The organism is Telluria mixta, from assembly GCF_029223865.1.
GTDB classification, from domain to species: Bacteria; Pseudomonadota; Gammaproteobacteria; order Burkholderiales; family Burkholderiaceae_D; genus Telluria; species Telluria mixta.
Map to the genome: position 1 here is coordinate 4611220 of NZ_CP119520.1, position 15001 is coordinate 4626220.

The window sequence follows — 15001 nt, forward strand, 5'->3', positions numbered from 1 at the left end:
CTCATGCAGCCAGGGCGTCCAGCACCATTTGCTGGAAGTGTTGTACGCCGTGCTCGCCGATGGCGGAGGTCTTGTCGTCGCTGACGAGCAGCGGGCCCTGGCCGTTGCGGTAACCGCGCGACTTCAGGCCGCGCTGCACGGATTCGACGATGGACAGGTCTTCCGGCTTGAGCACGTTCTTGTAGTAGTCGATCAGCTGCTGCTGTTCTTCGGTCGGCGTCGCGTCGCGGAAGTAGAACTCGAAGTGCTGGATCGTCGTGTCGGCATCGACCGGGAACATATAGAACACGCCATAGTTGCCGTCGCCCGGCAGCACGTTCAGCGTGACGTTCGGCCACAGCCAGTAGGCGGCGAAATCCGTGTTCGGGGCATCGCCGTCGTAGGTGAAGGCTTCGCTGCCGGAGCGGGTCTGGCCCACCTGGCTCGTGTAGATGCCGTGCACGACGTGGCGGTACGTCTCCATGTTGATGGAATCGACGAGGGCCGGGTGCGCCGTCTGGCAGTGCAGGCATTCCAGGTAGTTGTCGACCACGACCTTCCAGTTGGCCTTCATCGTGTACGACAGGCGCACGGCCGGCACGAGCTGGTCGACGTCGGGGCAGCGCGCGCGGATGTCGGCGGAGAGGCCCGGCGCCAGTTCCGCGAGCGGGGTCGCATTCATGTCGAGGTTGACGAAGATGAGGCCACAGAATTCTTCCACGCGCACCGGCGTGAGGCCCGCGTTGTCCTTGCAGAAGCCCGGCACGTTCTCGCCGTTGCGCACGTGGATCAGTTTTCCGTCCAGGCCGAACGCCCATGCGTGGTACGGGCAGGTGATGACGTTTTTCGCCTTGCCCGCGCCTTCCGCGAACAGTTCGTGGGCGCGGTGCGGGCACACGTTGTAGAAGCCGCGCAGGACGCCGTCGCGGCCGCGCACGACGAACACGTTCTCGCCGGCGACGCTGGCCGTTGCGTACTGGTTGTTCTCCGCCACCTGGCTGCGGTGCATCACGCAGATCCAGTTGCGGGCGAAAATCGTGCGCTTTTCCTGTTCGAAAATGTCCGGCGACGTGTAGTAGTGCGCGGGCAGGGTGTACCCCAGTTCGCCCGGCAGCGGGCAGGTCGGGGCGAAGGTGTGCTGGTCCATGCTTGTCTCCTTTTGTTCGTGATTCACCGATGGTTAATTAATTTACTCACGTTTTATTTGAGTCGAGTGTATGCCCGTTTTTCGTACGGCGTCAAGCGTGTCGAATTGGTGTATCCTCTGCGGTACAAAATTCACCAACGGTTAATCGGAACATGGAAGAGACATTCGGCGCGCGCCTGAAAGGTGTACTGGAAGAGAAGAAGATCATGCTCAAGCAGGTGGCGGAGGCGTTGGGGGTGTCGCCGTCGGCCGTGCACAAATGGACGCGCGGCGGCGAGATCGAATACCCGCGCCTGCTGGAACTGGCGCGTTTCCTCGGCGTGAACTGGCTATGGCTGCGCTACGGCGAGCAGGCGATCGCGGAACTGGAAGCCAGTACCGCGGCCGACCCGCACATCGGCGCGCTGCGCAAGAAGCACCTGGCCGAGATCATGGAGAGCGAGGCGCGCATGAAGCTGGCGCAGGAAGTGTCCGGCGTCGTCACGTGGGAGTGGAACGTGATGACGGACCACCTGCAGTATTCGGCGAACGACACATCGCTGTTCGGCCGCCACATCCGCTCGATGGACGACTTCTGGGCGTGCGTGCACCCGGCCGACGTCGCGCGGTTGCGCGACGTGCTGCGCCGCACGCTCGACGCGAACGAGATGCATGAATGGGAATTCCGCGTCGTCGACGGCGAGACGACGCGCTGGGTGTCGTCGCGCGCGACGCTGGTCCGCGACTTCGACCAGCGGCCCGTCAAGATGATCGGCGTCAGCCTCGACATCACGGAGCGCCGCCGTGCCGAGGCCGCGCTGCGCCAGAACGAGGCGCTGCTGGCCAAGGCGCAGGAGATCGCCCACCTGGGCGCGTGGTATTGGAACATCCAGACGGACGACTGCACGTGGACGGACGAGGCCTACCGCATCTTCGGCTGGGCGCCGCAGGCGTTCAAGGTGACGATGGAGCGCTTCCTCGCGTCCATCGTCGAGGAAGACCGCCCGCGCGTGCAGGCGGCCATCCACGCGGCGATCGTCGAGGGCCAGCCTTACCGCGTCGAATACGACATCGTGCTGCCGGACGGCAGCCGGCGCCATATCCGCGAAGAGGGCGAGGTGACCCTCGACGAGCATGGGAATGCCGCGACCATGATCGGGGCGTCGCAGGACGTCACGGCGCAGGCGACAGGTTGATTTACGCCGCGCGCACCAGCACGAGGTGCCCGCCGACGTCGCGGCCGTGATCCTGGCGCAGCACGGCGCGCTCCGTCGCGACGACGTCGAAGCCGGCCGCCCGCGCGGTCCGCGTGACGTAGTCGAGCGCATGGGCGAACCGGTTCGACGGCAGGATCGCGTGGTCGCGTCCGTCGTCGAGCGCTTCGCACGAGAACGCGAACAGCCCGCCCGCGCGCAATGCGCGCCGCACCCGCGCGAACAGCGGGGACAGGTCGCCGAGGTACACGAGCACGTCGGCCGCGACGGCGAGGTCGCATGAAGCCGGACGCTCGGCCAGCCATGCGACGATGTCCGCGCAGATCAGGTCGTCGTACAGGTCGAGTCCTGCCGCCTTCTCCAGCATCTTCTGCGACAGGTCGACACCGGTGACGTGCCGCGCGAGCGGCCGCAGGAAAGGCGCGCACAGTCCTGTGCCGCAGCCGAGGTCCAGTGCCGCATCCACCGGCAGCGCGGCCAGGTGCGGACGGAGCAGGGCGTCCAGCAGCGCCGGCGTGCGGTAGCCGAGGACGTCGACGAGGTGGCGGTCGAAACGGCCCGCGTACTGGTCGAACAGGTGTTTCACGTAATCCGCCGGCGCGGCCGCCGGTTGCTCCGCCTCGCCCAGCGCCGCCAGCGCAAAGCGGATCTCGACCGCATCCGCGCCCAGGTCGAGCGCGCGCCGGTACGACGCCACCGCCGCATCGCGCTGCCCCAGTGCGCGCAGCGTGTTCGCGCGATAGTGTTCCGCCAGCGCGTAGTCGGGCCGCAGGGCCAGCGCCCGTTCGTAGCTGTGCAGGGCGCCGGCGAGGTCGCCCGATTTCTTCAGTGCCGTGCCGTGCGCGCACCAGGTGTCGGCCTGCGGGGCCAGCGCGAGCGCGCAGCCGTAGGCGTCGATGCCGTCCGCGTGACGGTCCAGCGCCTGCAGCGCATGGCCCAGCGCGACGAAGGCGTCCGCATACGCGGGCCGCGTGGCGAGGGCCTGTTCGGCACTCGCGACGGCATCCGCATGGCGCCCGAGGTCGTGCAGCGCGATGGCGCGGTGGCACCACGCGTCGGCCAGCGCCGGGTTGATGCCGAGCGCGCGTTCGTAGCTGTCCAGCGCTTCGGCCAGGCGGCCGAGCCGGCGCAGCGTGTTGCCGCGGTTGTCCCAGGCGAGCGCATACGCCGGATCGAGGCGCAGCGCCGCTTCGTAGCTGGCCAGCGCGGCGTCGGTGCGGCCCAGGTCCTGCAGCGCGGCGCCCAGGTTGCAATGGGCGCGCGCCTGCAGCGGGTCGATGCGCAGCGCTTCTTCGATCAGATCTACGGCACGGCCGGGATGCCCGCGCTGGCGCTCGATCACGCCCAGCAGGTGCAGCGCGTCGAACTGGCGCGGGTTGAGGTCCAGCACGCGCCGGTACAAGGCCTGCGCCGCTTCGAGCCGGCCCTGCTGGTGCAGCCTGACGGCTTGGCCCAGCAGGTCGGACGTGTCTTCCACCGCCACGCGGTCAGCTCCAGGACAGGTCCGCTTTCGCCAGCGGCAGCTCGCGCACGCGCTTGCCGGTGGCGGCGAAGATCGCGTTGCAGACGGCCGGCGCCAGCGGCGGGAACACGGGTTCGCCGAGGCCCGTAACGGGGTAGTCCGTCTTGAGGAAATGCGTCTCGATCTTCGTCGGCGTGTCCGGCATGCGCAGCAGGGCGTAGTCGTGGAAGTTGCTTTGCACGATACGGCCCTTGTCGATGTCGAGCGTCGGATACATCAGGGTGGACAGGCCGTCGATGACGGAGCCCTGCACCTGGTTCTCGGCGCCGGACAGGTTCACGATCTGCGCGCCGATGTCGGCGACGACGACGACGCGGTCCACGCGCAGCCGGCCTTCCTTCGACACCGTCACTTCGGCCACTTCGGCCACGTAGCCGCGGTGGCTGAAGTGGAACGCGACGCCGGCGCCCTGGCCGCGCGCGAACTTGCGCTGGCCCCAGCCGGATTTTTCCGCGACGGCCTTAAGCACGTTGCGCATGCGGCCCACGTTGTACGGCACGCCGCGCTCGCCCGTGCCGGCCACGAGGTCCTTCTCGCCGAGGAGGTCGAGACGGAACGCGACCGGATCGCGTCCGGCCGCATGGGCCAGTTCGTCGATGAAGCTGTGGAACACCCATGCGAACACATTGCTGCCCGGCGCGCGCCAGGGGCCCATCGGGATGCGGCATTCGAGCGGCGTCTGCTCGATCAGGCAGTTGGCGAGCCAGCGGGCGGGGAATTCGTCGCCCGACAGGTTGCCGCCGCTGCCCGGCTGCAGCACGCTGGCGCTGCCGCCGTCGCTTTCCTTCTTCTCGACGCGGTTGGCGAACGTGACGAAGTGGTCGTGCCAGGCGACGACCTTGCCCTGGTCGTCCACGCCGCCGCGCAGGAAGTGGAAGCCGCCGGCGCGGAAGTGGTCGTGCTGCAGGTCGTCCTCGCGCATCCACGTCAGCTTGACGGGCGCTTTGACTTTTTGCGCGATCGCGGCCGCTTCGACGATGAAGTCGGACGACAGCCGGCGCCCGAAGCCGCCGCCGCTGCGCGTGATGTGCAGCGTGATTTTATCTTTCGGGATGTTGAAGGTCGTCGACACGAGCGCCTGGCCCGCGCCCGGATTCTGCGTCGGGGCCCACAGTTCGAGCGTGCCCTCTAGCGGCTTGAACCACGCCGTGCAGTTCTGCGGTTCCATGCTCGCGTGCGAGATGAACGGGTAGACGTAGTTCGCCTCCACCGTGCGCGCGGCGCCCGCCAGCGCCGCATCCACGTCGCCGTCCTTGCGCATCACGGCGGCGCCGGGCTGCCCGCTCGCGGCCTGCGCGGCGGCGAGGAAGCCGGACCAGCTGTGGCGCGCGCCTTCGCCTTCGTCCCACGTCACCTTCAGGTTCTTGCGGGCGCGGAACGCGTTCCACGTCGAGTCGGCGACGATCGCGACGCCGGGCCGCAGGCCGTTCAGGTTTTCCGTGCCTTCGACGAGGAACGCGGCCTTCACGCCGGGCATGCGCTTGATGGCGTCCAGGTTCGCCTCGACGGGGCGGCCGCCCAGCACCGGGCACTTCACGTACGTGGCGTACAGCATGCCGGGCAGGCGCGTGTCGATGCCGAACAGCGGCTGGCCGCTGACGACGAGCGCGTTGTCCACGCCGCCCACGCGCGTGCCGAGCAGGCGGTACGCGGCCGGATCCTTGAGCACGACCTCCTTCGCATCCGGCACGGGCAGCGCGGACGCCGTGCGCACGAGCGCGCCGTAGCCCAGCTTGCGCCCGCTGGCGCCGTGCACGACGGCGCCGTTCTCCGCACGGCATTCGGCCGCCGGCACGTTCCACGTCTGCGCGGCGGCGCGTACGAGCATCGTGCGCGCGGTGGCGCCGAGGCGGTGGAAGTTGTCATAGTTGGTCGGCGTCGACGTTGATCCGCCGGCGCCCTGCGATCCATAGATCGGGTTCAGGTCGCCCTGCACGACGCGGACCGTTTTCCAGTCGACCTCGAGTTCTTCCGCGAGCACCATCGGCAGCGATGTCTTGATGCCCTGGCCGATTTCCGGCTGCTTGGAGACGAGCGTCACGCGGCCGTCCGTGCCGATGCGGATGAAAGCGTTCGGGACGAAGTCGCCCGCTGCGGGTTCCGCCGCACCGTTGTCGGCCAGCGCAGCGATGGCGCCGCTCGCCTGCACGCCCAGCAGCAGGGCGATGCCGGCGCCGGCAGACTGGGCGAGGAAGCGGCGGCGCGAGGAGGAGACGGGGCTCATGCCTTGTCCTTTCCGTTACCGGTCGCGGCAATGTCCGCCGCGCGGTGGATGCCCGCGCGGATGCGGACATAGGTCGCGCAGCGGCACAGGTTGCCGGCCATCGCGTCGTCGATCTGGGCGTCGGTCGGCTTCGGATGCTGTTTCAGGAGGGCGCACGCCGTCATGATCTGGCCGGCCTGGCAATAGCCGCACTGCGGCACGTCCAGCTCGGTCCAGGCCTGTTGCAACGGGTGCGTGGCACGGGCATCGAGGCCTTCGATCGTCGTGATGCGGCGCTTGCCGATGCTGCTCACCGGCAATTGGCAGGCACGGGCCGGCTGGCCGTCCACGTGGACGGTGCAGGCGCCGCAGGCGCCGATGCCGCAGCCGTACTTCGTGCCGACGAGGCCGAGGGTATCGCGCAGCGCCCACAGCAGCGGGGTATCCGCTTCGACGTCGACGGCCTGGGCCTTGCCGTTGACGTGCAGTGTGTATTTACTCATGTCCTCGTGGGATGTGTTGGGATTGCCGTTGCCATTTGCTGAACTCTGCAATGCTAAACCAAACTGCCCCGTCAAGACCAAGTCATTTGATCTTTTACGTGGCATTAGTAGAAACCCGGGGGGTATGACATACTGGAGCGGCCCGATGCGCAGCATCGTACGCCCGACCCACATGCGACGACCCATCACTTTTTCGACCAACCTGCGCAGCCGCCTGGCCGGTGCCGTCGGCGTGCTCGTGCTGGGCGCCACCATGCTGGCCGGCCCGCTGGCCGTGGACGTGGCCGAGCACGACCTGCGCGCCGTGCTGGGTGCGCAGCAGTATGCGTCGCTGTCCGGGGCCGCCGCCTTCCTCGACGATCTGCTGGAGGCGCGCCTGCGCCAGATGGCCGCGCTGGCCGCGGCCATGCCGGCCGACGCCCGCAACGACCCGCGCCGCCTGCAGGCCTGGCTCGCGAACCGCACGGCCGACGTGGGCGACGAGTTCATCAACATTGCCGCGTTTGCCCGCAACGGCGAACTGGTGGCGTCGGGCGCCTCCATGCCGACCGCGCAGCCGCTGACGGCCACCGGCCGCCCGTACTTCGAAGAAACCCTGCTGCGGGGCCGCGGCATCGTGTCCGATCCGCTCCAGAGCCGCCTGTCCGGCGCGAACATGGTGCTGGTGACGGCGCCCGTGTTCGACGACCACGGCGAGATCGTCTACGTGCTGACGGGCCGGATCGACCTGCAGCATGCGCGCTTCCTGCGCCAGGTCGACGCCTTGCGGCCGGGCAGTACGGGCTATCTGTTCCTGATGTCGGCGGACGGCACCCTGATCGACTCGCCCGTGCGCGAACGCCAGACGGCGCCGCCCGCCGACCAGCCCGGCCTCGGGCGCGCCCTGCACGGGTTCGAGGGCTGGCTGATCGGCGGCGATCGCGACGGGGCCGCCATCGTCACCTATAAACGCCTGACGACGACCGGCTGGATCCTCGGCGCCCGCTATCCCGAGGCGGAGGCGTTCGCCCCGCTCGCCCGGGTACGGCGCACGGTGCTGGTCGTAGCCGGCATCCTCGCGCTGGTCGCGGGCCTGCTGGCGTGGTGGCTCGTACGCCGCGGCCTGCGCCCGCTGGACGCGTTGCACCGCAACGTGGCTGCTGTACGCCACGAAGGCGCCGGCAGCGAGGTGCTGGCGCTGGCCCGCAACGACGAGATCGGCGAACTGGGCCGCGCCTTCCACGACCTCGTGCAGGCGCGCGGGCGCGCGGCGGCCCGCATGCGCGCGATCGCGGATAACGTCCCGGCCGTGATCGCCTACGTCGACCGCGACGAACGCTTCGAATTCACCAACGCCGGCTTCGACCGCATGATCGGCTCGGCACCGGACGCGTTCATCGGGCACACGGTGCGCGAAGCGCTGGGCGAGGCCGGCTATGCGCGCCTGGAACCGCTGATCCGCGCCGCGCTGCGCGGCGAGCATGGCCACGTGGAGGACGTGCGCAGCGACGATGCCACGCGCCACCAGATGATCGACACGATCCCCGACATCGATGCCGACGGCCGCGTCGTCGGGTTCTTCGTGATGGCGATGGACATCAGCGAGCGCAAGGAAGCGGAGCTGGCGCAGGCCGCCAGCGAGCAGCGCCTGCGCCTGATCGCCGACAACCTGCCGGTGCTGATCTGCTACATCGACCGCAACCACCGCATGGGCTTCGGCAACGCGACGTTCCAGGCGTGGCTGGGGCTGGAACCGGTCCGCCTGCCCGGCATGCACCTGCAGGAGGTGCTGGGCAAGCCGGCCTACGACGCCGCCCGGCCGCGCCTCAGGCAGGCCTTCGAAGGCGTCGGCGCCACGTTCGAGATGCCGCTGCAGGCACAGGGCCGACACCGCATCCTCGAATGGACGTTCGTGCCGGACGTGCAGGCGCAGGGCAGGGTGAGCGTCGCCGTCGCGGGCGTGTACGCGCTCGCGCACGACATGACGCGGGTGAAGGAAGCGGAAAGCCGGCTCGTGCAGATGGCACGCTTCGACAGCCTGACCGGCATCGCCAACCGCCGCCTGTTCGGGGAACTGCTGGGCCAGGCGCTGGAACGCGTGCGCCGCCAGCGCCAGGTGATGGGCCTCGCCTACCTGGACATCGACCACTTCAAGGCCATCAACGACACGTGGGGCCACGGCGTCGGCGACGAGGTGCTGAAGGAATTCGCGCAGCGGCTGGCTGGCTGCGTGCGCGTCACGGACACGCCGGCCCGGCTGGCCGGCGACGAATTCGTCGTCCTGCTGGAAGACGTCAAGGGCATCGACGAGGCGGAGCGGATCGGCGCCAAGATCGTGGAGGTGATCCGCAAGCCGTTCGCGACGGGTGCCGGGCCGCTGGACGTCACGGCCAGCGTCGGCATCACGCTCGTCCACGGCATCGACGGCCCGCTGCCCACGCAGGACCAGGTGCTGGGCTGGGCCGACACGGCGCTGTACGCGGCCAAGCACGGCGGCCGCAACCGCTGCGTGGTGCGCCTGGCGGAGGAGGCGGTCGGTGTGCCGGCCACCGGTGTGCCGGCCCAGTGATTACTGCGGTGCCGGCTGCGTGGCCACGAGCGTGCGCTGCACCCAGCCGCCCGCGACGTTCTCGCCGTCGATCTTGACGAAGCCGTCGCGCTCTTCGCCGGTGGCGATCGCTTCTTCCGACCGCTTCAGCGTCGCCATCACCTTGCTGCTCGCGCGCGGTTCCGTGTACACCTTGACGGTCGCCAGGCGCGCATACACGCTGGCGCCGGCCGAGACGGGCACGCCTTCCCGGGTGGATGCCTGCGCATTCACCTTGCTGGCCGCGCTGCTGGTGCGCACGAGGCTCGGCTCGTTGCGGATGCGCGCCACGATGCGGTTGTAGTTGTCGAGCAGGCTGGCCGCGACCATCTTGCCTTCCGGCGTATTCGTGTAGCCGCCCAGGCGCGAATAATCGCCGCCGCCCCAGCTCCAGCCGGAAATGCCGAAGTCGGTCTTCGTCGCGACGCCTTCTTCCGCCGCCACCTGGATGCCGGACCGGACGTCCGCGATCAAGAGGCTCGTCTGCGCTTCCTTGAACTTGAGGTTGCCCGCGATGCCGCCCGCGATCCGGCCCAGGCCGCCCAGCAGGCGTCCGCCGTAATCCGTGATCGCGCCGCCGATGCCGCCGGTGTTCGCGGCGGCGAACTGCACGTTCGGCGTCATCACGAAGTCGGCCGCCTGCAACTGGCCCTTGCCGACGTTGCTGCCGCCCAGCATCTCGCCATTCGCGGCGAGCGCCCGTTCCTGCTGCAGATTGGCCATCGCCGCGCCGCGCTCGACGACCTGGAAGCAGTTCGATTGCTGGATCATGATGCGCAGCAGCGCGACCGGCGAGCCGAGCCCGTAGCTCTGCAGCGCGTGCGCGCTATCGCTCTGGGCTTCCGTGACGGCGATGGTGCCGAGCGGGCGGTCGCAACGCTCGACTTTGGAGGTGGTCTCCTGGGCGTGCAGGGAGGTGCTGCCCGCAAGGAGGGCAGCAATAATGGTGATCCGGATTGGCTTCATGACCCTTCAATAATAAACAAATAATAATTTGTTCATTTTATAACTATGTAAAGGGTCGCAATCTCGCCAATTTTCACATTTCAGATGCCGGTCGGGTAGGTCTCCGGCGGTTCCTCCGCATGCCAGCCGCCGCCCGGATCGAGCGGATGCACGGCCGTCGTGTGGTCGATATGGATCACGGCGTCGAACTGGCGCGCCATGCGGGCGGCAAAATAATGGCTGTGGCGCTCCGTGCGGGGCAGGTAGATGACGCCGATCGCCCGCTCCAGCCGCCGCTCCTCCATCGTGGCGCGGACGTCCTTGTCGATGCCATCTCGTAGGGGGAGCAGGAAGCGGGGAATGCCCGTCTGGTGCAACAATTCCTCATAGCTGCCCGGCATGCCCGGCCGGACGCGCTTGTGTTCGGCCGGCGCATCCCATTCCGAGGCGGCCGTGACGAAGCCGTCGTACGTGGAAAACCCGATCAGCCTGGTTTGCCCATCGTATTCCTTGCGTGCCAGTTCGCTGACGTTCCACTCGCCCATTTCTCCCATTTCCGTCGCGCGCGCGTCGCCGATGTGGGAGTTGTGTTCCCAGACGACGATCTTGGACGGCTCGCCATCCTTGGACAGGTGGTGGGCCAGTGCATCCAGCGTCTCCGCCATATGGCTGTCGCGCAGGTTCCAAGACGATACGCGGCCCCGGAACATCGTCCGGTAGTATTCCTCGGCGTTCTTCACGAGGCGCGCGTTCTGCTCGGCGTAGAAGAACGCTTCCTCGTCGCCGTCCCGGTACATGTAATCGGCGGCACGTTGCTGTAGCTGGCGCAATTGCTCGAGGACGCCTTGTTCGCACGACGCGGACAGGTCGAGGCTCGCCGTGTAGCCGTAGTGCTGGCTGTCCTCGTGGTAATGGTCGAAGCAGGCGTAGCGCTCGCGCGCCTGGCGCGCCGCGTTCGGGTCGACCTGGTCGAGGTAGCGCAGCACTTCCTCCATCGACGTGAACAGGCTGTACAGGTCGAGGCCGTAGAAGCCGACCTGCGCTCCGGCGGTTGTTTCGTTATGGTGCCGAAGCCATTGGACGAACGCCGCGACGTCCGTGTTCCGCCACATCCAGTTCGGAAAGCGCTGGAAGCCGGACAGGGCCTCGTCGGCATTGCGGTCGCCGCCGCGGCCGCGCACGTAGCGGTTGACGCGGTAGGCGTCCGGCCAGTCGGCCTCGACGGCCACGGCATGAAAACCCTTGTCCTCGATGAGGCGCTGCGTGATCCGCGCGCGTTCCTCGTAGAACTCGTGGGTGCCGTGGGTCGCCTCGCCCAGCAGGACGAAGCGGGCATCGCCCACGAGGTCGAGCAGGGCGTCGTAGTCGCGTGTGCCGCCCGTCAGCGGACGGGCGGCGTTGCGCAGCGCCGAGATGGTGTGCTGCGGGATCTGCGGCGTCGCCATGACCGCCTCAGTGCAGCCAGCGGCTGCTGGAGCGCGGGCGCGCGGCGTCGCGCGGCACGGCGCCCCGTTCGATGAACGCCTTCATGCGCGCCAGGTCGTCGTCCATCTGCGACTTCGGATCGGACCCGAGCAAGGTGGCGAGACCGTGGCCGATGGCACCCGCCGGCGGCGTGTACGACATGTGCACGGTGACGCGGGTGCCGCCGCGGTGCGGCTCGAACTGGATGGAACCGCTCTGCGGGATCTCGGCGCCCGCTTCGCTGCGCCAGGCCAGGCGATGCGGCCGGGTCTGCTCGGTGAGCACGGCATTCCATTCGAACTCGCTGCCGCCGGGACCGCGCACCACCCAGTGCGAGCGGCCGCGGCCCAGGTCGCGCACCTCGACGACGTGGGACATGAAGTGCGGGAAGTTCTCGTAATGGGTCCACAGGTCGTAGACGTCGTCCGGTGCGGCATCGATGTGGATGGACTTGCTGAAGTCGACGGTCTGGTCCATGCCCATGCCGCGGCCGCGGAGCATGGGCAGCAGGGGTTGGTTGGCGGCGCCGCGGGCCAGCAGCGCGGCGCCGGCCAGGCCCAGCATCCATGCCAGCGGCGAGCGGCGGCTCAGGGCATACAGGGCCAGCAGGCCGCCGCCGGCCAGGGCGGAATTGCGCACGGTGGGTGTCCATTCGCCGCCCGGGCCGGTCTGCAGGGTGTCGCGCATGCGTGTGCGGACGTCGTGTGCCATGGCGCGGGCCTTGTCCATGCCATTGCCTGCTTCATTTCCGCCTAGTGCATGCCGGGCCTTGTCCATGCCGCTCCCGACGGCGTCGCTCGCGCGGGCCAGCGTGTCCTTCGCCTTGTCGAGGCCGGCGTCGAGCACTTCGCTGGCCGCGTGTCCCATGCGTTCCAGTGCCGAGCCGGACCGGGCTCCGGCGCCGTCGGCCACGTCTGCCGCGCGGTCGCGCAGCTCGTCGCCGGCGGCGCCGATGCGTTCGCCCGCGCCGCGCCAGACGTTACCCAGTGCGCTGGACGTGCGCGCGCCCGCGTTGCGCACGGCCGCGGCAGATTGCGCGCGCCGAGCGCCGCCGCGGTCCGGGTCGAGCATGTACATCAGCAGGGCGCCGGCGGCGGCGCCGCCGATCCACTTCGCGATTTCATAGCCTGTGTCCGTCGTGTTTTTCATGATTGACTCCTCCGGTTGGTCTGGCCCCGGCCGCCGCCTCGTCATGCCAGGCGGTGGCCAGCAAATCCTGCACTTCCTCGTCGCTGGTCTGTTCGAATGCGTCGTACCACTGGCCCACCGCGCGGAAGTAGGGCGGGGTCGACAGGCAGACGAGTTCGTCGACGCGGGGCGCGAGCGTGGCCGCCGTGTCCGGCGGCGCGACGGGGATCGCCAGCACCAGCTCGCGGGGCCCCAGCCGGCGCGCCACTTCGATGGCGGCCAGCATCGTGGAACCCGTGGCGACGCCGTCGTCGACGAGGATCGCGCTGCGTCCGGCGAGGTCGAGCGGCGGCCGGCCGCCGCGGTAGGCACGCTCGCGCCGCTGCAGTTCGGCAAGCTCGCGTGCCGTCACCGCTTCCACGTCCTGCGCAGTGACCCCCATCAGGCCGGGCACGCCGGGCTGGAGCACGCGGACGCCGCCGCTGCCCACGGCGCCCATTGCGAATTCCTCGTGGCGCGGCATGCCGAGCTTGCGCACGAGCAGGACGTCGAGCGCGATGCCGAGCCGCTGCGCGACGGCAAACCCGACCGGTACGCCGCCGCGCGGGAGTGCGAGCACGATGGCGTCCGGATGCCGGGCATAGGCGGCGAGCCGCTGCGCCAGCAGCCGGCCCGCTTCGGTGCGATTCTTGAAATGACGGATATCGGCCATGATGCGCACGCTTTCAGAGTCTCTCCTGATCTCGACTCGCGCGCGGCACGAGCACGGTCGCGGGCGGCCCGCAGGCCGTCCGCTCGCGTGCCGCGCCGTGCGGCTCGCCGGATCCTATTGGATCGTCAGCTGGCGCGCCGTGCCGCCCTGTTTCTTGGGCAGCGAGAGCATCAGGACGCCGTCCTCGAGCCGCGCCTGCGCGCTGGCATCGTCGACTTCGGAGGGCAGCGTGAAGCTGCGCTGGTACTTGCGCGTCGAGCGCTCAGAATACACCACCTGTTCACCCTGGCGCTGTTCGTTTGCCTGCTGACATTCGCCCTCGATGGTGACGCGCTGGCCGTCGATCGAGACATGCACATCCTCCTTCTTGACGCCCGGCAGCTCCGCCTTCACCTCGAAGGTTTTGTCCGTCTCGCTGACGTCCAGGCGCGGCATGCCGACGTCCTCGCCGGCCCAGCGGCCCTGGGCGAGCGGCGCGAAGAAGTCCTGGAACATGTTCTCGACCATGCGGCCGAACTGGTCGTCCATGGCGCCGGGACGGAATGTGGAAAGCGGCGTCGTGCCTCTTCTGATCAGGTTCATGATAGACCTCCCTTTTAAGAATGATGACGGCGGCACGCGGGGCGCCGCCAACACCATTTATAGGGCGGTCGAAAAGGGTTTGCAAGAGTCGTCTCGAACCGTGCGCGGGGGGCGGGCGGACCCTTGATGCAGGACAGCAGGCGAACGAAAGCGGGGAATTTTTGCGGAAGCGCCCCGGTCAATGACTGTGTGCGGACCGGGGGCGATGCAGTTGTCAGCCGAGGTTGCGCCGGTGGAAGCGCAGGTGGTCTTCGACGAAGGTGGAGATGAAGTAATAGCCGTGGTCGTAACCCGGATGGCGGCGCAGTTCGAGCGGCTGGCCGACGGCGCGGCAGGCCTCCTCGAACGCGTCCGGATACAGTTGTTCGGCCAGGAATTTGTCGGCCAGGCCCTGGTCGATCAGGATTCCCTTGGGGAAGGGCGGCGCGTCGGCGCAGGCCATCAGGTCGGTCGCATCGTAGACGCGCCACGCGTCGCGGTCCGGGCCGAGATAGCCGCCGAACGCCTTCTCGCCCCACGGGCAGCGCGACGGCGCGGCGATGGGCGCGAAGGCCGACACGGAGCGGAACAGGCCGGGGTTGCGCAGCGCCAGCATCAGCGCGCCGTGGCCGCCCATCGAGTGGCCGAAGATGCCCACGCGCGCGGGGTCGGCAGGCAGCGTCGCCAGCACCAGCTCGCGCAGTTCGAGGATGTGGCTGTACATGCGGTAGTGGGTCGACCACGGTGCGCGGGTGGCGTCCACGTAGAAGCCGGCGCCCGCGCCGAAGTCCCAGCTGTCGGTCTCGCCCGGCACGCCGGCACCGCGCGGGCTCGTGTCGGGAGCGACGAGGATCAGGCCTTCCTGCGCCGCCACGCGTTGGGCGCCGGCCTTGATCATGAAGGTCTCTTCGGTGCAGGTCAGGCCGGCGAGGTAGAACAGGACGGGCAGGCGCTTGCCTTGCGCGCCGGGAGGGAGGTACACGGAAAAACGCATCGGCAGGCCGATGGCCGCGGAATCGTATTGGTAGAAGCGCTGGACGCCGTCGAAACAAGCGTGTTCGCTGAGGAGTTCGGGCAT

General features: G+C 68.8%; 12 protein-coding genes. 2 read left to right on the top strand and 10 right to left on the bottom strand.

Annotation, left to right across the window (positions count from 1 at the left end; translation table 11 throughout):
- Position 1: 1 nt before the first annotated feature.
- Positions 2-1126 (bottom strand): aromatic ring-hydroxylating oxygenase subunit alpha, encoded by a 1125-nt coding sequence (locus P0M04_RS20630; RefSeq protein ID WP_259447248.1) that lies wholly within the window; start codon positions 1124-1126, stop codon positions 2-4.
- A gap of 152 nt (positions 1127-1278) precedes the next feature.
- Here P0M04_RS20630 and P0M04_RS20635 point away from each other — a divergent pair, with 152 nt between their 5' ends.
- Positions 1279-2301 carry a PAS domain-containing protein gene (locus P0M04_RS20635; RefSeq protein ID WP_259447247.1) on the top strand — a complete coding sequence of 341 codons (1023 nt, stop codon included), beginning with the start codon at positions 1279-1281 and terminating at the stop codon, positions 2299-2301.
- A gap of 1 nt (position 2302) precedes the next feature.
- Here the strand turns inward: P0M04_RS20635 and P0M04_RS20640 are convergent, their stop codons facing one another.
- The 3 genes from P0M04_RS20640 to P0M04_RS20650 are packed head-to-tail and all read right to left on the bottom strand — an operon-like array spanning position 2303 to position 6547.
- The gene (locus P0M04_RS20640) at positions 2303-3802 is read right to left on the bottom strand and encodes a tetratricopeptide repeat protein (RefSeq protein ID WP_259447246.1); all 1500 of its coding nucleotides are present in this window, start codon (positions 3800-3802) and stop codon (positions 2303-2305) included.
- A gap of 4 nt (positions 3803-3806) precedes the next feature.
- Positions 3807-6065, bottom strand: a complete 2259-nt coding sequence (locus tag P0M04_RS20645) for a xanthine dehydrogenase family protein molybdopterin-binding subunit (RefSeq protein WP_259447245.1) — start codon at positions 6063-6065, stop codon at positions 3807-3809.
- Positions 6062-6547, bottom strand: coding sequence for a (2Fe-2S)-binding protein (locus tag P0M04_RS20650; RefSeq protein ID WP_259447244.1), 486 nt, complete (start codon positions 6545-6547; stop codon positions 6062-6064). The genes P0M04_RS20645 and P0M04_RS20650 overlap by 4 nt, the downstream gene beginning before the upstream one ends.
- 145 nt (positions 6548-6692) lie before the next feature.
- Between P0M04_RS20650 and P0M04_RS20655 the strand changes: the two genes are divergently transcribed.
- Positions 6693-9095: a diguanylate cyclase domain-containing protein gene (locus P0M04_RS20655; RefSeq protein WP_281042056.1), complete on the top strand. Its 2403-nt coding sequence runs from the start codon at positions 6693-6695 to the stop codon at positions 9093-9095.
- Here P0M04_RS20655 and P0M04_RS20660 read toward each other — a convergent pair whose 3' ends face one another.
- The 6 genes from P0M04_RS20660 to fghA form a co-directional block, all read right to left on the bottom strand.
- On the bottom strand, positions 9096-10079 hold the full coding sequence (locus P0M04_RS20660) for a CsgG/HfaB family protein (protein WP_259447242.1): 984 nt from the start codon (positions 10077-10079) through the stop codon (positions 9096-9098).
- An 80-nt stretch (positions 10080-10159) separates the two neighbouring features.
- Complete coding sequence (locus P0M04_RS20665) at positions 10160-11503, bottom strand: erythromycin esterase family protein (RefSeq protein WP_259447241.1); 1344 nt, start codon at positions 11501-11503, stop codon at positions 10160-10162.
- Positions 11504-11510: 7 nt separating this feature from the next.
- Entirely contained in the window at positions 11511-12671 is a 1161-nt protein-coding gene (locus tag P0M04_RS20670) for an SRPBCC family protein (protein WP_259447240.1), read from the bottom strand.
- The gene (locus tag P0M04_RS20675; RefSeq protein WP_259447239.1) at positions 12643-13362 is read right to left on the bottom strand and encodes a phosphoribosyltransferase; all 720 of its coding nucleotides are present in this window, start codon (positions 13360-13362) and stop codon (positions 12643-12645) included. Before P0M04_RS20675 ends, P0M04_RS20670 begins: the two co-directional genes overlap by 29 nt.
- Before the next feature lie 114 nt (positions 13363-13476).
- Positions 13477-13944, bottom strand: coding sequence for an Hsp20/alpha crystallin family protein (locus tag P0M04_RS20680; RefSeq protein WP_259447238.1), 468 nt, complete (start codon positions 13942-13944; stop codon positions 13477-13479).
- Between the two features lie 214 nt (positions 13945-14158).
- The gene (fghA, locus tag P0M04_RS20685) at positions 14159-15001 is read right to left on the bottom strand and encodes an S-formylglutathione hydrolase (RefSeq protein ID WP_259447237.1); all 843 of its coding nucleotides are present in this window, start codon (positions 14999-15001) and stop codon (positions 14159-14161) included.

Bases quoted from the DNA above. Each gene is read 5' to 3' on its own strand.
- P0M04_RS20630 (WP_259447248.1), bottom strand. From the start codon at position 1,126: ATGGACCAGCACACCTTCGCCCCGACCTGCCCGCTGCCGGGCGAACTG.
- P0M04_RS20635 (WP_259447247.1), top strand. From the start codon at position 1,279: ATGGAAGAGACATTCGGCGCGCGCCTGAAAGGTGTACTGGAAGAGAAG.
- P0M04_RS20645 (WP_259447245.1), bottom strand. From the start codon at position 6,065: ATGAGCCCCGTCTCCTCCTCGCGCCGCCGCTTCCTCGCCCAGTCTGCC.
- P0M04_RS20650 (WP_259447244.1), bottom strand. From the start codon at position 6,547: ATGAGTAAATACACACTGCACGTCAACGGCAAGGCCCAGGCCGTCGAC.
- P0M04_RS20655 (WP_281042056.1), top strand. From the start codon at position 6,693: ATGCGCAGCATCGTACGCCCGACCCACATGCGACGACCCATCACTTTT.
- P0M04_RS20660 (WP_259447242.1), bottom strand. From the start codon at position 10,079: ATGAAGCCAATCCGGATCACCATTATTGCTGCCCTCCTTGCGGGCAGC.
- P0M04_RS20665 (WP_259447241.1), bottom strand. From the start codon at position 11,503: ATGGCGACGCCGCAGATCCCGCAGCACACCATCTCGGCGCTGCGCAAC.
- P0M04_RS20670 (WP_259447240.1), bottom strand. From the start codon at position 12,671: ATGAAAAACACGACGGACACAGGCTATGAAATCGCGAAGTGGATCGGC.
- P0M04_RS20675 (WP_259447239.1), bottom strand. From the start codon at position 13,362: ATGGCCGATATCCGTCATTTCAAGAATCGCACCGAAGCGGGCCGGCTG.
- P0M04_RS20680 (WP_259447238.1), bottom strand. From the start codon at position 13,944: ATGAACCTGATCAGAAGAGGCACGACGCCGCTTTCCACATTCCGTCCC.
- fghA (WP_259447237.1), bottom strand. From the start codon at position 15,001: ATGCCCGAACTCCTCAGCGAACACGCTTGTTTCGACGGCGTCCAGCGC.